The 19,756-nt window shown below is 69.8% G+C and carries 15 protein-coding genes and 1 pseudogene; 5 read left to right on the top strand and 11 right to left on the bottom strand.

Features of this window, described 5'->3' with window-relative positions:
* The first annotated feature begins 22 nt into the window (after window positions 1–22).
* The 3 genes from FVQ98_RS07610 to FVQ98_RS07620 are packed head-to-tail and all read left to right on the top strand — an operon-like array spanning window position 23 to window position 2,861.
* Window positions 23–988 (top strand): inositol monophosphatase family protein, encoded by a 966-nt coding sequence (locus FVQ98_RS07610; RefSeq protein ID WP_147912840.1) that lies wholly within the window; start codon window positions 23–25, stop codon window positions 986–988.
* Window positions 985–1,860 carry a tRNA (guanosine(46)-N7)-methyltransferase TrmB gene (gene trmB, locus FVQ98_RS07615; protein ID WP_370512930.1) on the top strand — a complete coding sequence of 292 codons (876 nt, stop codon included), beginning with the start codon at window positions 985–987 and terminating at the stop codon, window positions 1,858–1,860. The genes FVQ98_RS07610 and trmB overlap by 4 nt, the downstream gene beginning before the upstream one ends.
* A gap of 59 nt (window positions 1,861–1,919) precedes the next feature.
* Complete coding sequence (locus FVQ98_RS07620; RefSeq protein ID WP_147912841.1) at window positions 1,920–2,861, top strand: pseudouridine synthase; 942 nt, start codon at window positions 1,920–1,922, stop codon at window positions 2,859–2,861.
* 70 nt (window positions 2,862–2,931) lie between these two features.
* Here FVQ98_RS07620 and FVQ98_RS07625 read toward each other — a convergent pair whose 3' ends face one another.
* Complete coding sequence (locus tag FVQ98_RS07625; RefSeq protein ID WP_147912842.1) at window positions 2,932–3,447, bottom strand: hypothetical protein; 516 nt, start codon at window positions 3,445–3,447, stop codon at window positions 2,932–2,934.
* A 128-nt stretch (window positions 3,448–3,575) separates the two neighbouring features.
* Here FVQ98_RS07625 and FVQ98_RS07630 point away from each other — a divergent pair, with 128 nt between their 5' ends.
* On the top strand, window positions 3,576–4,517 hold the full coding sequence (locus FVQ98_RS07630) for an MBL fold metallo-hydrolase (RefSeq protein ID WP_147912843.1): 942 nt from the start codon (window positions 3,576–3,578) through the stop codon (window positions 4,515–4,517).
* Between the two features lie 115 nt (window positions 4,518–4,632).
* Here the strand turns inward: FVQ98_RS07630 and FVQ98_RS07635 are convergent, their stop codons facing one another.
* The 5 genes from FVQ98_RS07635 to FVQ98_RS07655 all read right to left on the bottom strand — a co-directional run bounded on the left by FVQ98_RS07635 (window position 4,633) and on the right by FVQ98_RS07655 (window position 10,933).
* Entirely contained in the window at window positions 4,633–5,739 is a 1,107-nt protein-coding gene (locus FVQ98_RS07635; RefSeq protein WP_147912844.1) for a transglutaminase-like domain-containing protein, read from the bottom strand.
* A 163-nt stretch (window positions 5,740–5,902) separates the two neighbouring features.
* On the bottom strand, window positions 5,903–6,421 hold the full coding sequence (locus tag FVQ98_RS07640) for a TlpA family protein disulfide reductase (RefSeq protein WP_147912845.1): 519 nt from the start codon (window positions 6,419–6,421) through the stop codon (window positions 5,903–5,905).
* 3 nt (window positions 6,422–6,424) lie between these two features.
* Window positions 6,425–9,034 carry an alanine--tRNA ligase gene (gene alaS, locus FVQ98_RS07645; RefSeq protein ID WP_187265670.1) on the bottom strand — a complete coding sequence of 870 codons (2,610 nt, stop codon included), beginning with the start codon at window positions 9,032–9,034 and terminating at the stop codon, window positions 6,425–6,427.
* A 196-nt stretch (window positions 9,035–9,230) separates the two neighbouring features.
* Window positions 9,231–10,073 carry an arylamine N-acetyltransferase family protein gene (locus tag FVQ98_RS07650; RefSeq protein WP_222707583.1) on the bottom strand — a complete coding sequence of 281 codons (843 nt, stop codon included), beginning with the start codon at window positions 10,071–10,073 and terminating at the stop codon, window positions 9,231–9,233.
* The gene (locus FVQ98_RS07655) at window positions 10,070–10,933 is read right to left on the bottom strand and encodes a class I SAM-dependent methyltransferase (RefSeq protein ID WP_147912847.1); all 864 of its coding nucleotides are present in this window, start codon (window positions 10,931–10,933) and stop codon (window positions 10,070–10,072) included. The genes FVQ98_RS07650 and FVQ98_RS07655 overlap by 4 nt, the downstream gene beginning before the upstream one ends.
* Before the next feature lie 91 nt (window positions 10,934–11,024).
* Here FVQ98_RS07655 and FVQ98_RS07660 point away from each other — a divergent pair, with 91 nt between their 5' ends.
* Window positions 11,025–11,927 carry a LysR family transcriptional regulator gene (locus tag FVQ98_RS07660; RefSeq protein WP_147912848.1) on the top strand — a complete coding sequence of 301 codons (903 nt, stop codon included), beginning with the start codon at window positions 11,025–11,027 and terminating at the stop codon, window positions 11,925–11,927.
* Window positions 11,928–11,964: 37 nt separating this feature from the next.
* On the opposite strand, the gene FVQ98_RS20060 is transcribed toward FVQ98_RS07660, so the two are convergent.
* From FVQ98_RS20060 to FVQ98_RS07680, 5 genes and pseudogenes are all read right to left on the bottom strand, one after another.
* The gene (locus tag FVQ98_RS20060; protein WP_417629347.1) at window positions 11,965–15,303 is read right to left on the bottom strand and encodes a helix-hairpin-helix domain-containing protein; all 3,339 of its coding nucleotides are present in this window, start codon (window positions 15,301–15,303) and stop codon (window positions 11,965–11,967) included.
* A gap of 96 nt (window positions 15,304–15,399) precedes the next feature.
* A pseudogene (locus tag FVQ98_RS20395) lies at window positions 15,400–15,717 on the bottom strand (PHP domain-containing protein); the annotation flags it as partial.
* A gap of 442 nt (window positions 15,718–16,159) precedes the next feature.
* Window positions 16,160–17,953: a Y-family DNA polymerase gene (locus tag FVQ98_RS07670; protein WP_147912849.1), complete on the bottom strand. Its 1,794-nt coding sequence runs from the start codon at window positions 17,951–17,953 to the stop codon at window positions 16,160–16,162.
* Complete coding sequence (imuA, locus tag FVQ98_RS07675) at window positions 17,919–18,884, bottom strand: translesion DNA synthesis-associated protein ImuA (RefSeq protein WP_147912850.1); 966 nt, start codon at window positions 18,882–18,884, stop codon at window positions 17,919–17,921. The genes FVQ98_RS07670 and imuA overlap by 35 nt, the downstream gene beginning before the upstream one ends.
* 175 nt (window positions 18,885–19,059) lie before the next feature.
* Entirely contained in the window at window positions 19,060–19,734 is a 675-nt protein-coding gene (locus FVQ98_RS07680; RefSeq protein WP_147912851.1) for an ion channel, read from the bottom strand.
* Between the last annotated feature and the right edge of the window lie 22 nt (window positions 19,735–19,756).

Genomic DNA, 19,756 nt, shown 5'->3' on the forward strand with positions numbered 1-19,756 from the left:
TCCACCGCTCTTCACACAATCCATGTCGTCCTCCCTGCACCCCATGCTCAACGTGGCCATTCGCGCCGCGCGCGCCGCTGGCGCCATCATCAACCGCGCCGCGCTCGACGTTGAAGCGGTCCGCATCTCGCAAAAGAACATCAACGACTTCGTCACCGAGGTCGACCACGCGAGCGAAGCGGCCATCATCGAAACCCTGCTGACCGCCTACCCCAACCACGGCATCCTGGCCGAAGAATCCGGCAGCACGCACGGCAACCCGCAGTCGGACCATGTGTGGATCATCGATCCGCTGGACGGCACCACCAACTTCATCCACGGCTTTCCGGTCTACTGCGTGAGCATCGCGCTCAGCGTCAAGGGCCGCATCGAGCAGGCCGTGGTCTACGACCCGACCCGCAACGACCTGTTCACCGCCACGCGCGGGCGCGGCGCCTACGTGAACGACCGGCGCATCCGCGTCAGCAAGCGCACGCGCCTGGCCGAAAGCCTGATCGCCACCGGCTTCCCGTTCCGCAAGGGCGACGACTTCCCTACCTACCTGAAGATGATGGGCGACGTGATGCAGCGCACCGCCGGCCTGCGCCGCCCCGGCGCCGCTGCGCTGGACCTGGCCTACGTCGCCGCGGGCTTCACCGACGGCTTCTTTGAAACCGGCCTCAAGCCCTGGGACGTGGCCGCCGGCTCGCTGCTGGTGACCGAGGCCGGCGGCCTGATCGGCAACTTCAGCGGCGAAGCCGGCCACATCGAGCAAACCGAGTGCCTGGCCGGCAACCCGCGCGTGTACGCGCAGCTGGTCACGCTGCTCAGCAAGTACTCCATTTACGGTAGCGCCCCGCGTACGCCCGACGAGCGCAAGGAGCGCGTTTCGCTGAAAAAGCCGAACGGCAAGGCCGCCGCCGACGCGGCCCCGACCGATGCCGTCGACCAGGCGTTTGAGGCGTGGTCGGGCGATGCCCCAGCCGGCGACGGCCCCGCCCAGCCGTGACGGCCGCTACCGGGCACGGCGACGGCGCTGTGCCGCCCGAGGTTTCCACCACCGACACCACCGCCGCCGACCACGCGGCTGCCGCTGCCGCTCAACCCGGCTTCGCCCCCAACGTCGCCTTTCCGCGCGGGGTGCGCAGCTTTGTCGTGCGCGCCGGCCGCACCACCATCGGCCAGGCCCGCGCGCTGGCCGAACTGGGGCCCAAGTACATCCTGCCGTACGACGCCGCCACTACAGATTTGGTAGCTGCCTGCGCAGATGGCTCTAGGGCTGGCGGCCAAAAATACGACAAAGCCGTGCTGGAGATCGGCTTCGGGATGGGCCAGGCCACGGCGCACATCGCGGCGCTGATGCCGGACACACTGTTCCTCGGCTGCGAGGTGCACGAGCCCGGCGTGGGCGCGCTGCTCAAGCTGATCGGCGAGCAGGACCTGCACAACGTGCGCATCCTGCAACACGACGCTGTAGAGGTGCTGCAAAACATGGTCGCGCCCACCAGCCTGCACGGCGTGCACGTGTTCTTCCCCGACCCGTGGCACAAGTCGCGCCACCACAAGCGCCGCCTGATTCAGCCCAAGCTGGTGCGTCTGCTGGCCGAGCGCCTGGCGCCCGGCGGCTATTTGCATTGCGCCACCGACTGGCAGCCCTACGCGGAGCAGATGCTGGACGTGCTGTCGGCCGAGCCGCTGCTGACCAACACCGCCGACGGCTACGCGCCCACACCCGCGTACCGACCCGAAACCAAGTTCGAGCGGCGCGGCCTCAAGCTCGGCCATGGCGTGTGGGACCTGGTCTTTCGCCGCACGGACGCGGGTGTTGTGGCAGCAGCGGACAGCGGGCCCGCACCGGGCAGCGCCGCGCCCGCTATCTAGACAGAAGCTGCCCGCGCAAGTGGTTGTACGGTCAGCGGGCGATTGGGCTTGAAAACCGCATGAGCCGCCCCCGCCGCCCCGACGCGCTGCCGCTGCGCGACGGCGTCAGCGCCAGCTGCGCCGTGGTGCACGGCGGGCCGTGGGCCAGCGTGCTGGACTTTCTGTGCGAGCGCCTGCCCGTGCTGCCGCGCGCGCAGTGGGCCGCGCGCCTGGCGGCCGGCGATGTGCTGAACGCCGACGGCACGCCGGTCGATGCGCAGCGGACGCCCACCGAAGGCCAGCGCGTCTTCTACTACCGCCAGCTGGACGCCGAGCCCGACGCGCCTGAAGACGCGCAGGTGCTGTACCAGGACGAAGGGTTGGTGGTGGCCGACAAGCCGCACTTCATGCCCGTGACGCCCAGTGGCCAATTCATCCAGCGCAGCCTGCTGGTGCGCCTGAAGCGCGCGCTGGCGCTGCCCGATTTGTCGCCCGTGCACCGCATCGACCGCGAAACGGCCGGCCTGGTGGTGTTCGCCATCAAGCCCAACACGCGCGACGCCTACCAGGCGCTGTTCCGCGACCGGCGCGTGGACAAGCTGTACGAAGCCGTCGCGCCCGATCTGCCGACGTTGACCGCGCCACTGACGCACACCAGCCGGCTGGAACGCGACCCGGACCGCTTCTTCCTCTCGCGCGAAGTACCGGGCGCGCCCAACAGCTGCTCGCACATCGAGCGCGCGGCGGCGTTGGCGGGCGGCAACGCGCTCTACCACCTGCGGCCCGTGACCGGCCAGCGCCACCAGCTGCGCCTGCACATGCAGGCGCTGGGCGCGCCCATCGTGGGCGATGCGTTTTACCCGACGGTGTTGCGCGGCCCTGGCGAGCCGGACGACCCGGCACAACCCCTGCAGCTGCTGGCGCGCGAGTTGGCTTTCGATGACCCGGTCACCGGGCAGCGGCGCTTGTTCCGTTCACGGCGCCAGCTGCAGAGAGCGCGCCCAGCCGAGGCGCTGGCGTGATCGGACACAGAAAGGGCGCCCACCACAACGGCTAGGCCGCCACTGCGGAGCCGATACCCGGCTACAGCGCTCAGTTCGCCGGCAAATCGCCCAGCTCGGTCAGCGCGATAGGACGGCGCGGGCTGTAGTGCTCGGCGCGCGACTCGCGCCGCTCGTTCAAGCGGCGGCGAATGTCGCGGCGCAGATCGGCCAGTTCCTCGCCCGGTTCGCGCCCCGCGTTGGCGGCCATCAATGTGGCAGCCACGTGGCCCGAGCCGACATCGGCCGGCATCGCCTGCGCGTGGGTCAGGTCATCGACATCGCGCACCTGCACATTCAGCAGCGGCGAACCGCGCAACTCGCCCAGCTCGGTCAGCTTGCGCCTGAAATAGGCCTGCAGGCCCGCGCGCACATGCGGCGGTACGTGCTGTGATGATTCGATCAGCACCAGGTAGCCCGCATGGCCCATGGCGTTGCGGGTGGTCAGGCATTCAAGGCGACCGCTCAGACCGACATGGCGCATCAGTATGGCGCAGGCACTGCGCACGCGCCGCAGGTTGGACTCGCGCATCGCCCAGCGGATGCGCAAACGTTGGATAAACTGCATTTGGGCCTTCGCCGCTTGAAAAAAAGCCAGTGTCGGCACGCTTGGCAGGCGGCCACGCACCGCGTTGACCATCTTCATCCAGGCAAACAGACCCCTTCAAAAATGTTAGCACTTTCTAATTGTTGAACATGTTGCATATGTCTCCATTGCGGCTCCCCGGCGACCTGGTGGTGTGCGAACGCAACTGGCTGTCCTCCAACAACCTGCTTTGCCTGGGCGACGCGCCCGCCATCATCGACACCGGCCACGTCAAGCACGCAGCGGACACGGTCGACCTGGTGCGCCAGCACCTGGGCGCGCAGCCACTGGCGACCATCGCCCACACCCATCTGCACAGCGACCACTGCGGCGGCACCGGCGCGCTGCAGGCGGCCTACCCCCAGGCGCAGACCTGGGTGCCCGAGCCTTCCTTGCCCCACGTGCTGGCCTGGGACGAGGACCAGCTCACCTTTGGCGACACGGTGCAACGCTGCGACCGCTTTGCCGCCCAGCACGCGCTGGTGCCTGGCCAGAGCGTGCGCCTGGGCAACTACGACTGGCAGGTGCACGCCGCGCCCGGCCACGACGCGCTGGCCGTGCTGCTGTTCGAGCCGACGCACGGCGTGCTGGTGTCGGGCGACGCGATGTGGGAGCACGGCGTCGGCATCATCTTTCCGTACATCGAGGGCAGCGGCGGCTTCGAGCCCTTCCTCGACACGCTGGACGTGATCGAGCGCCTGGCGCCGCGGATCGTCGTGCCCGGCCACGGCGCCGCGTTCGGCCGCGCAGGCGGCGCGTTCGACGCGGCCATGGCGCGGGCGCGCACCCGCATCGAGCACTTCATCGCCCACCCGCACCAGCACGCGGCCTACGCGGCCAAGGTGCTGGTCAAGTACCAGTTGCTGGATGTCGAGCAGATGCCGCTGGCCGACTTTCACACCTGGTTGGACAGCGCACCCACGCTGCACCTGCTGCACCAGCAGCACAGTCCCGAACTGGGCTGGGCCGAGTGGCTGGACGCGCTGCTGACGCCGCTGTTCGACAAGGGCGTGCTGCGCCGCACCGACACGCACGTGCTGGACGGCGTGTAGCGCGGGGCCGGGGCAGCGATTTCAAGTCAAATCGAACCCCAGCGCTACAACCACCTGCGCAAGCAGCTACTGTTTCAGGAGCAATTCCAAGCAGTAGCTCTTCTCTGCACAGGGCTCAGGCCTTCACTTCCTGCGCGCTGATCTTGTACTTGAAGGTCGCCGGCTCGTACTGGTCGAACCAGCCGTCGGCGTTCTCGGCCATCGGGTACATCACAAAGCCCAGCGCTTCGCCGCGGCTGCCCGGCAGCTTGACGTCGTGCGCGGTGTTGTAGGCCATCCAGTTGCCTTCCCACGCGCCGTACAGGCCGCGGAAGACGGGCGCAATCAGCGGGTCGTCGGTGCGCTTGATCCACTCGGGGCGCTCCTGGCGCATCACCTTGGCCACGTCGGCCGGGTCCATCGCCGTCCAGCCCTTGGCCTGCAAATACACCTCGGCGCGGCAGTGCTGGGCGCCCGTCAGGTTGGCCGAGCCGCTGCCCAGTTGCTGGTAGCCAAACGCCGAGGGCGCGAGGCGGATGCCGTACACGTCGCGCGCCGGCACGCCCGCCGCGCGGCACAGGCCGACGAACAGCGCGTTGAGGTCGGCGCACTTGCCGCCCAGATTGCCCGTCTCCAGCATCGTCCGGATGTCGCCTTCGCCGCAGCCCTTGACGGTGGGCTCGCGCCACGCGTTGGCGACCACCCAGTCGTACAGGGCGCGCACCTTGGCCTCGTCGCCGCGCGCACCGCGCGTGGCTTTCAGCGCCGTGTCGCGCACGATGCCGTCGGTGGGGATCAGGCGCGTGGGCTGCAGCGCGGCGCGCAGCGTGGCGGCGTCTTCGCGCACGCGGGGTGCGCCCGGCGCGCGGCTTTGCGTGCGCACGCGGCTGGTCACTTCAACGAAGGGCTGTGCGGTGCCTGCCGGGAAATCGACCGCGACCAGGCGCACGCCCTGCTGGCCATCGGCCACGACGTCGGCCTGCCCGTTGCTGCTGAAGCTGTCGCCCAGCGGCGTTTGCCAGGCGGTCTGCACGGAGGGCAGCGGCACCCACACGCGCGTGGCGCTGGGGGTGGCGGGCAAGTCCACGCGCGTGACGACGTCGAACGTGCGCCAGTCGCCCGTCTGCGGGGCGAAGCGGTGGGGTGCGGGGGAAGGAGCGGTTTGCGCCCAGGCTGAGGGCAGGGTTGCGGCAAGGCCAACGCCCGCAGCGCGCCCGATGAAGGCACGGCGTACCAGGTTCATGTAGAGAACTCCGAATGGGTGGAAACACCTGTCGGCGCACACGAGGCGGCCCGGTTCAACCCAAGCGACGCCAATGCCCCGAAGGCAGGTGACCGGCGCCAAGGGCGGCGCGCGGAGGGGCGATTATCCGCGCTGGGGCAGCGCGCGCGGCATCGCCCGGCGATCAGCCCCGCAGTGCGGCGATCCAGTCCTGCGCCGCAGCGCCCGTCCAGTCGACCGCCCCGCTGACCACGCGCTGCGGCCGCCCGCGCCCATCGACCAGCACCGTGGTGGGGAAGACCTTCATGTCCCAGGCGCGGGTGATCTCACCGCGCGGGTCGGGCAGGATCGCGAATGTCAGGCCCGCCGACTGCGCATAGCGCACGACGCGCGGCAGCAGCTCGCGCACGTTGACGGCCAGCACGGCCAGGCGCTCGCCTTCCAGCTCGGCCAGCGTCTGCAGCGTGGGCATTTCTTCCTTGCAGGGCGCGCACCAGGTCGCCCAGAAGTTGATGAGCACCGCGCGGCCGCGCAGCGCGGCCAGATCCCAGGCCTGGCCTTGCAGATCGGGGCCGACCAGCGGCGGCATGGCCCGGCTGGCGGGCCAGGGTTTCGCCACATGCTGCGCGCGGGCGGGCGCCGCGACTGCGCCAGCCGCGATGGCCAAGCACAGATGGCGCCGGGACAGCACGCCTCGATTCATGCGTCAGGCGCGTTCAGCGACCCAGGCCTGGACGCTTTGCAGCGCCTTGGGCAAGCCCGACGCATCGGTGCCGCCCGCCATCGCCATGTCGGGCTTGCCACCGCCCTTGCCGCCGACCTGCTGGGCGACGAAGTTGACCAACTCGCCCGCCTTCACCTTGCCCACGCTGTCCTTGGTCACGCCGGCGGCGATCTGCACCTTGTCGCCGTCGACGGCGGCCAGCACGATGGCGGCGGTGCCCAGCTTGTCCTTCAGCTTGTCCATGGTTTCACGCAGCGCCTTGGCGTCGGCGCCGGGCAGCGCGGCGGCCAGCACCTTGATGCCTTTGACCTCCACGGCCTGACCCACCAGCTCGTCGCCCTGGCTGGACGCCAGCTTGCCCTTGAGCTGGGCAATTTCCTTTTCGAGTGACTTCACCTGGTCCAGCGTCTGCGACAGGCGCGTCTGCACTTCCACCGCGGGCGCGCGCAGCGTGGCGGCCACGCTCTGCACCGTGGCTTCCAGCCCCTGCACGTACTGCAGCGCGTTGGCGCCGGTGATGGCTTCGACGCGGCGCACACCGGCGGCCACGCCGCCTTCGCTGACGATCTTGAACAGGCCGATGTCGCCCGTGCGCTGCACGTGCGTGCCGCCGCAGAGTTCGCGGCTGCTGCCGATGTCCAGCACGCGCACGGTCTCGCCGTACTTCTCGCCAAACAGCATCATGGCGCCGGTCTGCTGCGCGCTTTCGATGTCCATCACGCGCGCCTGCGTCGGCGCGTTGGCCAGAATCTCGTCGTTGACGCGGCGCTCGATCTCGATGATCTGGGCGCCGGTCACCGGCGCGTTGTGGGCAAAGTCGAAGCGCGTCTTTTCCGCATCGACCAGGCTGCCCTTTTGCTGCACGTGCGTGCCCAGCACCTCGCGCAGCGCCTTGTGCATCAGGTGCGTGACGCTGTGGTTGCGCATGGTGGCGGCGCGCGTGGCCTGGTCGACGCGCGCGTCAACCATGTCGCCCACCTTCAGGCTGCCCTGCGTCATCACGCCATGGTGGCCGTACACGTCGGCCTTGATCTTCTGCGTGTCCTGCACGCCGAACTCGACGCCTTCGGCCGCCAGCACGCCCGAATCGCCCACCTGGCCACCGCTTTCGGCGTAGAAGGGCGTGGTGTCGAGCACGACGATGCCGGCTTCGCCTTCTTTCAGCGCGTCAACGCTCACGCCGTCTGCGTAGAGCGCTACCACTTTAGAAGCGTGTTGCAGTTCGTCGTAGCCGGTGAACACGTTGGCCGCCCCGCTGTAGTCGACCTGCTTGTCCATCTTGAACTTGCCCGCCGCGCGACCCGCGGCCTTTTGTGCGGCCATGGCTTCGTCGAAGCCGGCGACGTCCACGGTGACGCCTTTTTCACGGCACACGTCCTGCGTCAAATCGAGCGGGAAGCCGTAGGTGTCGTGCAGCTTGAAGGCGACGTGACCGGGCAGTTCCTTGCGGCCGGCGATCAGCGCGTCGTCCAGGATCTCCATGCCGTTGGCCAGCGTCTCAAAAAAGCGCTCCTCCTCGGTCTTCAGCACCTCTTCGACACGCTTGGCGTCGGCCTGCAAACGCGGGTAGGCGGCGCCCATCAGTTCGACCAGCACCGGCACCAGCTTGTAGAAGAAGGGTTGCTTCTGCCCCAGCTTGTAGCCGTGACGGATGGCGCGGCGGATGATGCGGCGCTGCACGTAGCCGCGCCCTTCGTTGCTGGGGATGACGCCGTCGCTGACCAGGAACGCCGTGGCGCGGATGTGGTCGGCAATCACCTTCAGCGACGGGTTGGCCAGGTCGGCGCAACCGGTCACCTTGCCCGCTTCGGCGATCAGGCGCTCGAACAGGTCGATCTCGTAGTTGCTGTGCACGTGCTGCAGGATGGCGGCCAGGCGCTCCAGGCCCATGCCGGTGTCCACGCAAGGCGCGGGCAGCTTGGTGAGGCTGCCGTCTTCATGCATCTCGAACTGCATGAACACGTGGTTCCAGATCTCGATGAAGCGGTCGCCGTCTTCGTCGGGCGATCCGGGCGGGCCACCGGGAATGTGCGGGCCGTGGTCGTAGAAGATTTCAGAGCACGGGCCGCACGGGCCGGTGTCGGCCATCATCCAGAAGTTGTCGGACTTGTACTTGCCGCCCTTGTTGTCGCCGATGCGGATGATGCGCTCGGGTGGCAGGCCGATGACCTTATTCCAGATCTCATAGGCCTCGTCGTCGTCGATGTAGACGGTGGCCGTGAGCTTCTCAGCGGGCAGACCGAACACCTTGGTCAGCAGCTCCCAGCCCCATTCGATGCTCTCCTTCTTGAAGTAGTCACCGAAAGACCAGTTGCCCAGCATCTCGAAAAACGTGTGGTGGCGCGCCGTGTAGCCCACGTTTTCCAGGTCGTTGTGCTTGCCGCCCGCGCGCAGACAGGCTTGCACGCTGGCCGCACGCACGTAAGGGCGCTTGTCGGTGCCCAGGAACACGTCCTTGAACTGCACCATGCCGCTGTTGGTGAACATCAGCGTCGGGTCGTTGCCCGGCACCAGCGGGCTGGACGGCACCACGGTGTGGCCCTTGCTTTCAAAGAAGTCCAGAAAGCTTTTGCGGATGTCCGCGACGGTCATGGGGGGTTGGGCGGTTTTCATGATCTTTTAGGGTTGCAGCCCTACAGCCATCTACGCAGATAGCTATCTTATCTATAGCAATCGCGGGCGGTGAGCGGGTGGCCGACACAGCGGCCGCCAAACCGATGATTTTATCTGTCCAGGGCGGACGAGGCAGCGGCCCGTCGGCTGCCCCTCGGCGTGCATCGCGGGCCGGTCAGCCCTGGTCGGTCAGGGCAGCCAACCGGGCGCGCCAGGCGGGTTCAACCACCAGTTGAAATTGGTCCTGCAAAACCGATTCCAGTTGCGCCGCATTCAGCGACTGCCGCCGCACCGCACCGTCCGGTGACCGGAAAGACAGTTCGGCATCGAACAAGGTGGTGCGCCCTGCCGGGCTTGCGCGGGCGACGATCAGGTGGCGACGGAACACCGAGTCCGGGTGGGTGGACGTGAACCAATTGCTGACCTCGAAATCCTGCGGCTGCGGCGGCTCGTCAAAGACCTCGTACAGCGGGCGCCACTGGCCGTTGCTTTCGATTTCGAGCTTGCGCCCGAAACTGGTCGGCACCAGGCGGTAACGACCCAGTGCGGTGTCCTGCACGGCGTCGCTGTGCCATGGCAGCGGCTCCGTTGGCACCGCGGCGCCGAACCCCACATCGACCAGCCATGGCTGCCCCTCGGCTTCGACCCGCAGCGCCATGTGGGTGCGCGGCTGAAACGCGCCGTCACCCTCACCACCCCACAGCACGCGGGCGATGCGGGGTTCCACCGTGAAGCCCAGTTGGACCAGGGCACGCTGGAACAGGCCGTTCTGTTCATAGCAGTAGCCGCCACGCCCGCGGCGCAGCAGCTTGTCTTCGATGGCCGCCGGCGCCAGGCTGACGCCCGCGCCCAGCCACACGTCAATAGCTTCAAAGGGGATGGCCGCGATGTGCGCCGATTGCAGCGCGCGCAACGTCGCCAGGCGGGTGTCCAGTGGGCCGGCATAGGCAATCCGCGCGCCATAACGCGCCAGGTCCAGCGGGGGCTCGCCCTTCAAGGGGTGATTTGACGCCGTCATGTCGTGGCCACCAACAGTTCTTCGGCCCGCGCCGGTTTCAGGCCGTCGGTCCGGTTCTGGAAATACAGCGTGCTCCATTCGGTGGCCGACACGCAGCGTGCGTGGGGAAAGCCGGCGTCCGTGGCCATCTGGACGATCTCCTCCGGCGAGAAAAAACTGATCCAGGGCGTGCCGCCGGCCTGTGCGCCCTTGGCGGATTGCAGCAGGCCCTGGCGAATGTCGGGGTCGGCCTGGTCGATCGGCAGCATGAAGCTCATGATGAAAAAGGAGCCCTTGACTAGCACGGAGGCCTGCTGCAGTAAGGCGCAGGTCGCCGGCTTGGTCAGGTACATGCTGACCCCGGTGGACGCCATGACGGCCGGCTTGGCCGGGTCAAACCCGGCGTTTAAAAGACCTCCCCACCAGCCCGCGTCGGACTCGAAATCGACGGGGATGAGGTGAAGGCCAGCCGGCACGCCCAGGCCCAACTGTTCCAGCCGCTGGCGCTTCCAGGCTTGCGGGCCGGCCTGGTCGACTTCAAACACGTGCAGCCCGGCCGCCAGGGCTTCGGGGTGCCGTTGGGCGAAGGTGTCCAGGCCCGCGCCCAGGATCACGTATTGCGTGACGCCGCGGCCCAACTGCTGCAGCACGCAGTCTTCAACAAAGCGGCTGCGGGCCACGATGGACGCGCGAAACGGTTGGGTGCGCTCGGCATGCATGTCGGGGCGCCGGCGCCAGTCACCGGTGGGTTGGGCCAGTTGCAGGCCCACTGCGTCGTTCAGGATGGGGGGCTGCGCGTCCAGCTCCAGGTGCCGGGCGCGCCACAGCGCCACCCTGACGGCTGTGGGCTCTGGTGCGATGCGGTTGGTGTGTTTGGTCATCGGGTTGTGTACCTTCTGACCAAATCGTAGGGCGCGGTATTGATCTTGAAAAGTGCTGTTATTGTGATGTTTTCAATCGGTTAAAACGATCATGTTGGACGCCTTGTCACTGGACCAGTTGCGCACCTTCGTCGCCGTGGCGGAGCGCGGGAGCTTTCGCGCCGGTGCCGCCAGCCTGTCGCGCGCGCAGTCCGCCGTCAGCCAGGCGATTGCCAACTTGGAGCACCAGCTGCGCGTGAAGCTGTTCGACCGCTCGGGCCATCGCCCCACGATGACGCCAGAGGGGCTGGGCCTGCTGGCCGACGCGCGTGACATCTTGCTGCGGGTGGACGTGATGCGAGCGCGCGCACGGGACTTGGGTGGCGCGCTGGAGCTGCAGTTGGGTCTGACGGTCGACACGCTGTTTCCGCTGCCCGTCGTCGGTCACGCGCTGCGCGAAACGCGCGGCAAATACCCTTCGGTGGCGATTCGGCTGACCGTCGAACCATTGGGCGGACCGATTGCGGCGCTGCTGGACAAACGCTGCCAGCTTGCGATTGTGGTCGGCGAAGAATTTCGCGACCCGCGCATCGCGGTGGAGGCGGTGGGCGCCATCGGGCACGTGGCGGTGGTCGCTGCAGCGCACCCGCTGGCGCAGTTGGACGCTGCCAGCGCAGGGCCCACCGCGCTGGCCGATCACCTGCAGATCGTGCAGTCCGACCCGTCGCCGCTGTCTGACGGCCGCAGCTTCGGTGTGCTGTCCAACCAGGTCTGCCGCGTCTCCACGCAGGACGCCAAGCACGCCATGATCGCCGCTGGCCTGGGCTGGGGCAGGTTGCCCCTCTGGCAGATCGAACGCGACTTGCAAGAAGGGCGCCTGGTGCGGGTACCCACGCGGGCGCTGGGCCGCCACAGCCAGGTAACGATGGAAGCCTATCTGGCGCACCGGATCGACGAACCCTTCGGCTTGGCGGCGCAGGCGTTCCGGCGCGCGTTGTTTCAATACCCGGGCTGAAGCCAACACGCTACCGCGATCCCATGGCGCGACAGCGTCAATGAAAATCCCGACTGCTAGTGAATTCCCCCAGCCGGCCCAGCAGGGGCGTGAGGTCGCGAAAGCGCTGGGCGATCAGGTGGCGGACTTCGCCGCCGCTGTCCTTGTCGCGCTGCCATTCACCTTCGACGGCGAGCAGGCGCGCGCGCAGCAGGGCGTTGCGCTGGGCTTCGTCGTCGCGCACGCTTTTCCAGACGATGACGTTGACGGGGCCGGTTTCGTCTTCCAGCGTGACGAAGATCGTGCCCTTGGCGGTGCCCGGCTGCTGGCGGCCGATGACCAGGCCGCAGGCGCGCACGCGGCGGCCGTGGGGCAAGTCGCGCAGCTGGTCCGCGGTTTTGAGGCGCCAGCGCTCCAACCTCGGGCGCAGCAGCGCCAGCGGGTGGCGGCGCAAAGTGAGGCCGAGCGCGGCGTAGTCGTGCACGATGTCTTCGCCCTCGGGCGCGGGGGGCAGGATCAGCGCGGGTTCGTGGATGGGGGCGTCTTGCAGCAGCGAAGGCGTGTGGGGCACGCGACTCGCCGCCGCCCGGCCGCCCGAAGGCGGCGAGGGCCCCAGCACCCGGCTGGTCCGGGGGCCCTTCCCCGGATCGGGGCAGCGCACCTCGCGCAGCGGGGGAGCGTGGGGGCTCACAGCACGCCAGGCCTGCTGGCGGCGGTGGCCGGCCAGGCTGGCGAGCGCGTCGGCGGCGGCCAAGGCATTCAAGTCGCGCGTGTCCAACCCTGCCCGCCGCGCCAGGTCGTCGACGCTGGCAAAGGGCTGCTGGGCGCGTGCGGCTTCGATGCGCTGCGCGGCGGTTTGGCTCAGGCCCTTGACCAGGCACAGGCCCAGGCGCACGGCGGGGCGGGTGGGAGTGTCGGCGCAGGCGATGTTTGCTATCGCATCAGGAGCTGGCCGCGCAAGTGGTTGTTGGGCTGGAAGGTGATTTGACTTAAAATCGGCGTTGATCTCATTACCGCCGGCACCGCGGTGCAAGGCGGCATCCGCATCGGATTCAGCACCGCAGAAATCGGACTCTGACCCCGATTGAGCGGCAGGCGCCCACGCTTCCAGCGTGCAATCCCAGTCGCTGGCGCTGACGTCGGGTGGCAGCACCTGCACGCCGTGGCGGCGGGCGTCCTGGATGAGTTGGGACGGGCCGTAAAAGCCCATGGGTTGCGAGTTGAGCAGCGCGGCGAGGAAGGCTTCGGGCTCGTGGCATTTGAGCCAGGCGCTTTCGTACGCGATGAGGGCGAAGCTGTAGGCGTGGCTTTCCGGGAAGCCGTATTCGCCAAAGCCTTTGATCTGCTGAAAGATGCGCGCGGCGAATGCGGGGCTGTAGCCGTTTTTCAGCATGCCTTCGGTCAGCTGCGCTTCAAACGGGCCCAGGCCGCCCTTGCGCTTCCAGGCGGCCATGGCGCGGCGCAGGCGGTCGGCGTCGTCGGCGCTAAAGCCGGCGGCGATCATCGACAGCTCCATCACCTGTTCCTGAAAGATGGGGATGCCGAGGGTGCGCGCCAGCGCCTTGGCCAGGCGTGGAGGCCGACCAGGTTGATCGTCGCTGGAGAGTTCGTATTCGATCGGCAGGTTGCGCCGCTGCCGATCGCGCGCTTTCAAATACGGGTGCACCATGCCGCCGCTGATGGGGCCGGGCCGCACGATGGCGACCTGCACGACCAGGTCGTAGAAGGTGGTGGGCTTGAGGCGCGGCAGCATGCTCATCTGCGCGCGGCTTTCGATCTGGAAGGTGCCGATGGTGTCGGCGCGGCGGATCATTTCGTAGGTGGCGGGGTCTTCACCTTGGATGTCGGCGCGCGTGAAAACATGGCCGCGCCGCTGGCTGACCAGATCGATGCAGCGGCGCACGGCGGTGAGCATGCCCAGCGCGAGCACGTCGACTTTCAGCATGCCCAGCGCCTCCAGGTCGTCCTTGTCCCACTGGATGACCTGGCGCAACGCGGGCGGCGCGGGCAGCCACGCGTCCAGGGGCGAAGGCTCGTACGGGCGGGCGGCGGGCGGCGGCGCTTCGGCGGCGCCGGCGCGGGGGTGGCCGCCGGGATCACCGTGGGAAGGGACCACGTCATCACCACTGGCGTCGACTTCATCGGGCAGCACGCCCAGGGTGTTTTCCCAATCACCCTCGCGCGTCATGGCAGCGGGCTCCACGGGCACCAGCCGGTGCAGCGGCGTTTCGGTCAACACGAAGCCGCCCACGTGCTGGCTGAGGTGGCGCGGCGCGCCTTTGAGCTGCCGCGTCAACTCCAGCCACAGTCGGGCCTGCGTTGGGTTGACGGCTGCACCCACCTGGGCGGCCAGCTCGCCCAGCCGATGCTCGGCCAGACCGTCGTCAAACCAATGGTGGCCCTTGGAGAAAGCGTCGATCAAGCGCGCGTCCACGCCCAGCGCCATGCCCACGTCGCGCAGGGCGCTGCGGGTGCGGTAGCTGATGACGGTGGCGGCCAGGGCGGCGCGGTGGCGGCCGTATTTGCGGTAGATGTACTGGATGACTTCTTCGCGCCGCTCGTGCTCGAAGTCGACGTCGATGTCGGGCGGCTCGTGGCGGCGCGCGCGGCTGATGAAGCGCTCCAGCAGCGGGTTGGAAATGCGCGGGTCGGCCTCGGTGATGCCCAGGCAATAGCAGACCACCGAGTTGGCGGCCGAGCCCCGGCCCTGGCACAGGATGCCCATGCGCCGCGCCGCGCGCACGATGTCGTGCACGGTGAGGAAGAACATCTCGTAGCGGCACTCGGCGATCAGCGCCAGCTCTTTGTCGATGAAGGCCTGGATGTGCGGCAAGGTGCCGCCCGGGAAGCGCCACGCCGCGCCTTCGCGCACGAGCCGCGCCAAGGTCTGCGTGGGGCTGAGACCGGGCAGCACGGCCTCTTGCGGATAGTTGTATTTCACCTCTTCCAGCCGAAAGTGGCAGCGCGCCGCGACCGCCTGCGTGGCGGCCAGCGTGTCGGGCGGATAAAAGTCGCCCAGCCGCGCCAGCGGGCGCAGGTGGCGTTCGCCATTGGGCTGCAGCTCGAACCCGCAGGCCTGCACCGGGCGGCCCAGGCGGATGGCGGTCATCACGTCCTGCAGGCGCTTGCGGGCGCGCACGTGCATGTGCACGTCGCCCGCGGCGATCAGCGGCAGGCCGGTGGCGGCCGACAAGCGCTGCAACGCCAGCAGCCAGAGCGGGTCGCTGGCATCGCCGTGCAGTTCCAGCAAGAGGCCGGTTATCAAGTGAAAAGTGCTTGCAGCCTTAATGCGATCTGCGCAGACAGCTTCCAATTCAGGAGCAATTTCGCCACCCTTCCAATCGCTGCGACAGGGCGCCCACAGGCATTCGCAGCCCGGCAACGCGGCCAGCGCCACGGCCAGCGGCGGCAGGCGGTAGGCCCCTTTGGCCGCTGCCCCACGGCAGCGCGTGATGAAGGTGCACAGCGCGCCCCAGCCGGCCAAGTCGCGCGCCAGCACCACCAGCGTGCCCTGCCCGCCAAAGCGGAACTCGCCGCCGTAGAGCAGTTGCAGCGGCGCGGCCACGCCGGTGGCGGCGCGCGCAGCGTGCAACGCGGCCAGTGCGGCGGGAACATCGCTGTCGTCGCTGTCCTTCTGGGCGGGAGACGAACGCTCCAGCTCGCCCAGCGCCTGCCAGGCGCGCACCACGCCGGCCACGGAACATTCGTCGGTGATGGCCAGCGCCGAATAGCCCAGCGCCCAGGCGCGCTGCACCAGCTCTTCCGGGCTGCTGGCGCCGCGCTGGAAGCTGAAGTGGGTGAGGCAGTGCAGCTCAAAAAATAGGCCCCCACGCTCCCCCGCTTCGCGTGGTCCGCTGCCCCCCGAGGGGGCCCCAGCCGCCTTGGGAGCGGCCCTACGGCGGCTGGACAGACCCCCACGCTGCGCGGCTTCGCCTGCTGCGCTGCCCCCCGAGGGGGCGCTCGCCGCCTTCGGGCGGCCGGGCGGTGGCGAGTGGCCCCCACGCTCCACGGCTTCGCCTGCTGCGCTGCCCCAGTCCGGGGAGGCCTCCCCGGACAAGCCGGGTGCCGGGGCCGCACCTCGCCTTGGGATCGGCCCGGCGGCGGGGTGGTTGCCCCCACGCTCCCCCGCTTCGCGTGGTCCGCTGCCCCCCGAGGGGGCCCCAGCCGCCTTGGGGCGGCCCGGCGACGGTTGGTCGCCACGCGCTTGGCGGCGCAGCCAGTCGGCGCGTTCGGCCTGCTGCTTGTGGCTGAGTTCAGGCATACAGCCCGTGCAGGAACCAGCGCGTGGCCGCGCCCTGCCCCGCCCCCGCGTCACCGCGCGCCACATCGGCGGCGGTGGGGCGTTCGCGGTAGATCCACAGCAGCTCGGCCGTGGCGCTTTGGGCGATGAAGTAATCGCGAGAGACTTGGCCCCCACGCTCCCCCGCTTCGCGTGGTCCGCTGCCCCCCGAGGGGGCCGCACCCGCCTTGGGGCGGCCCGGCGGCGGGTGATGGCCCCCACGCTCAGCGGCTTCGCCTGCTGCGCTGTCCCCCAAGGGGGCCACACCTCGCCTTGGGAGCGGCCCGGCGGCAGGGTAGTTGCCCCCATGCTCCGCGGCTTCGCCTGCTGCGCTGCCCCCCGAGGGGGCGCTCGCCGCCTTCGGGCGGCCGGGCGGCGGCGAGTGATGGCCCTCACGCTCCGCGGCTTCGCGTGCTGTGCTGCCGCCGGCCGCCCCGGCGGCGTAACGCGCTGTGCGCTCACGCGCTACGGGCGGCGCGGCACCCTCCCGATCTTCCGCCGGCACGGCGTCGGCCCACCAGCCGGCTTCGACGCGCTGCGGGCCGCTGATCAGGCGCAAGGCTTGTCCTTTGTGCAAGGGCTGGTCGTGGACGGTGGCCAGGGGCTGGGGCGGGCGCAGCAGCCAGGTGGGGCTGAGGGCGTCGGGCAGGTGGCGGGCGGACGTGGTGGCGGTAGGCATGGGTTTTCCTTGGGCGGTGGGGCGGTGGGCGGCGGCGGAGCGCGCGGTGGGGCGGCGCAGGGTCTGTTCAGCCGCCTGCCAGTGCTGGCGGCTTTCGGGGCGGTGGTCGGCCTGCGCGACGGGCAGGCGCACGTTGTGGGCGCCCAGGCGGGCGCTGACGCGTTCGATGAAGACGTGCCAGGGCTCGCCGCGCGGCTGGTCTTCGGGCAGGAAGCTGGGCGTGTCGGCCTGCCAGGGCGCGGTGTCGAGCGCGCGCAGGCGCAGGCTGCGCGCGGGCGCCAGCATGGCGGTGCGCGCCAAGCGCTCGGCCAGCAGGCGCTGCAAATGGGCCATGGCCTGCACCGGCTCGGCGGTGCGCAATTCGATGGCCTGCTCGGGCGGCAGCTCCTGCCCGTTCAGGCGGCGCTGGTCGAAGCGCCAGGACAGTTCCAGCGCGCGCACGCCCTGGTGGCGCGCGGCCAGCCAGTGCTGCAGCGCCTGCAGCAGGCGCCGCGCCGACCACAGCAGCGCCGGGGAGGTGTCGGCGCGCTCGGGCAGCTCCAGCGTCTGCTCGAAGGTGTCGGGCGGGGTGATCCAGGCGCAGACGTCGGGCGCGCGGCCCAGGGCGACATCAAGTGCGCGGCCCAGCCCCGGGCCGAAGCGCCGCGCCAGGCCGGCGCGCGGCAGCGCCGCCACGTCGCCCCAGCGGCGGCAGCCCAGTTGCGACAGCGTGGCTAGGTGCGGGCGCGCAGCGCTCAGGGTGTGCAGGGGCAGATCGGCCGCGCGCGCCAGCGCGGTGGACGCAGCGGTGTCGCCAGCGCCCGCGCCTTTCAGCCGCAGGTGCGCCAGTGCCACCAGGCTGGTCGGCCCTTGCGCGGCCAGCGGCACGGTGTCGGCCGGCTGGCGGGTCCAGACCTGGCGCAGCAGCGCGCGCCGGCCGCCCCACAGGCGTTCGCAGGCGGACACCTCCATCAACAGGCCTTCATCGACCCAGGCGACGTGCGGGGTGAAGCCCAGCGCCCACCAGGCCAGCGCCTCCGCGGACAAAGGCGCTGGCGTGGCCGCGGGCGTCGCCTCAGGCAACGGCCACCGCAATGCCAGCCAGTGCATGGCCGTCCTCCTGGGGTGAGCCCGGGCGCGCGCCCGGTGGCGGCCGTTGACCGCTGGCGCGGCGCGGCAGGAGCCGGTGCACGGTGGGCGCAGCGGCGGGGCGTGCCCCGCCCAGCGCCTCGTTCATCACCCGCGTGTGCGGCAGCGGGGCGGGCCGCAGGTCATCGGCACGGTCAACGCCGTCCCCTTGGGCGGCGCGCAGCGCGGCGCGCGCCACGCTCAACACGGCGTCACCGGCCGCCGGCAGCCACAGCGGTTGGGCCAGCGGCGGGCCGCGGCGCTTGAGCAGATCGACCCGCAGCTGCGGCCAGGCCGCCCGGGGTGCATCGGCCGGCACCGGCGCCGCCCCCACCAGCCGCAGCCGCGGCCGGCTTAAAGGGGGCAGTGCGGCCGCCACCCGCAGCCGCACGCGCGCGGGCGACGCCGCCTGCGCCGCGTGCGCGGGCCGCAGCACGAACAGCAGCGCGCCGGTGGACGCCGCCGCCTGGTGCAGCCGCCGCAAATCGGCCGCCTGCGCCCGCGGCAGCCAGGCCACGACGGCGGCCACGTCCTGGCAGCGCAGCGCCTGCTCGCCCGCCCACGCGGCCTGCGCGGGGGTGGCGCCCTGGATCCACAGCGTCTGCGACCAGGGCACGCCAGCGGCCACCAGGGCGGGCACAAAGGGCTCGTGCGGCGGCTGGATCAGCGCCACGCGCCCCTGCTGTGCCTGGCGCGCCAGCGCGGGCAGCAGCAGCGGCCAGACGCTGCCCTGCGGCGCCGGTTGCAGCACCTCGATCAAGGCGCCCAGCGGCCAGCCGGCGCCGGGCAATTCGGCGTCCAGCGCGGCGTGGCCGGTGGGGGCGACCGCGGCCTGAGCCGACGCGATTTCGTCGGCCATCCAGACGCCGTGGCAGGCGGCCTGATCGGCAGAAAAAGCAGGTAGAGCAGCCATGATTAACTGTATTTTTATACAGTATTCTGGCCGCGTCCATGACCGCTTGGCAAGCGCTTTTCATGTGCCTCGGCAAAGCCTTGCGGGGCGTGCGCGGGCTGCTATCAGGGCGGGAGTGCGCAGCGGCCGGCCGCGCCAGCGGCCCGCTTTTTGCTGGCCCGGCAGGCCGTCGGGCTCAGCGCCCCAGCCGCTTGATCGTCAGCAGCCCCACCAGGCGCGACACCACCAGCGCGACGTACATCACGCCGGTGAATTCGCCCAGCATGACGAGCGAGCGCGCCATCGGCTTGAGCGGAATGATGTCGCCCAGGCCCACGCCCGACAGCGTGGAAAAGCTGAGGAACAGCAGCTCGATCCAGGTGCGTGGCTGCTCGGGGTCGATCTGCGCGCCAAAGCTGTGCGGCGCGATCGCCTGGCAGGCGGCAAACAGGTGGGCGAACGCCCAGGCCAGCACGGTGAAGGTGGCGGCAGCGGCGAACAACTCGTCGCGGCTGGCGTGCTGGTCCTGCAGCATGTAGACGCACAGGCTGAGCGCAGCGTAGAAATAGAAGGCGCTTTCGGCCAGCGCGATGGCGGCCGTCAGCGTGCGCAGCGGGTGCACCACGTTCGCTACCGACATCAGCACCACCAAACCGGCCAGCACCACCGCTCCCCACGACGCCACCGGGCTGCGCCGCACCACCCACAGCGCCAGGCCCAGCACCATCAGCCCGAACGCCGTCAGCAGGATCTGCCCGCCCGCGTGTTCTTCCATCAAGGGGTATAGCAGCACGCCCAGCAGTTGGGCCGCCAGCAGCAGGGCGCTGGGGTTGCGGCGCAGCAGGGGCGGCCAGGTGAGCGGGTCCATCATGGCCGCGATTGTCGGGAGTCGG

The organism is Ottowia flava, assembly GCF_008017535.1.
GTDB lineage: Bacteria > Pseudomonadota > Gammaproteobacteria > Burkholderiales > Burkholderiaceae_C > Ottowia > Ottowia flava.

Bases quoted from the DNA above. Each gene is read 5' to 3' on its own strand.
- FVQ98_RS07610 (WP_147912840.1), top strand. From the start codon at position 23: ATGTCGTCCTCCCTGCACCCCATGCTCAACGTGGCCATTCGCGCCGCG.
- FVQ98_RS07620 (WP_147912841.1), top strand. From the start codon at position 1,920: ATGAGCCGCCCCCGCCGCCCCGACGCGCTGCCGCTGCGCGACGGCGTC.
- FVQ98_RS07625 (WP_147912842.1), bottom strand. From the start codon at position 3,447: ATGCAGTTTATCCAACGTTTGCGCATCCGCTGGGCGATGCGCGAGTCC.
- FVQ98_RS07630 (WP_147912843.1), top strand. From the start codon at position 3,576: ATGTTGCATATGTCTCCATTGCGGCTCCCCGGCGACCTGGTGGTGTGC.
- FVQ98_RS07635 (WP_147912844.1), bottom strand. From the start codon at position 5,739: ATGAACCTGGTACGCCGTGCCTTCATCGGGCGCGCTGCGGGCGTTGGC.
- FVQ98_RS07640 (WP_147912845.1), bottom strand. From the start codon at position 6,421: ATGAATCGAGGCGTGCTGTCCCGGCGCCATCTGTGCTTGGCCATCGCG.
- alaS (WP_187265670.1), bottom strand. From the start codon at position 9,034: ATGACCGTCGCGGACATCCGCAAAAGCTTTCTGGACTTCTTTGAAAGC.
- FVQ98_RS07650 (WP_222707583.1), bottom strand. From the start codon at position 10,073: ATGACGGCGTCAAATCACCCCTTGAAGGGCGAGCCCCCGCTGGACCTG.
- FVQ98_RS07655 (WP_147912847.1), bottom strand. From the start codon at position 10,933: ATGACCAAACACACCAACCGCATCGCACCAGAGCCCACAGCCGTCAGG.
- FVQ98_RS07660 (WP_147912848.1), top strand. From the start codon at position 11,025: ATGTTGGACGCCTTGTCACTGGACCAGTTGCGCACCTTCGTCGCCGTG.
- FVQ98_RS07670 (WP_147912849.1), bottom strand. From the start codon at position 17,953: ATGCACTGGCTGGCATTGCGGTGGCCGTTGCCTGAGGCGACGCCCGCG.
- imuA (WP_147912850.1), bottom strand. From the start codon at position 18,884: ATGGCTGCTCTACCTGCTTTTTCTGCCGATCAGGCCGCCTGCCACGGC.
- FVQ98_RS07680 (WP_147912851.1), bottom strand. From the start codon at position 19,734: ATGATGGACCCGCTCACCTGGCCGCCCCTGCTGCGCCGCAACCCCAGC.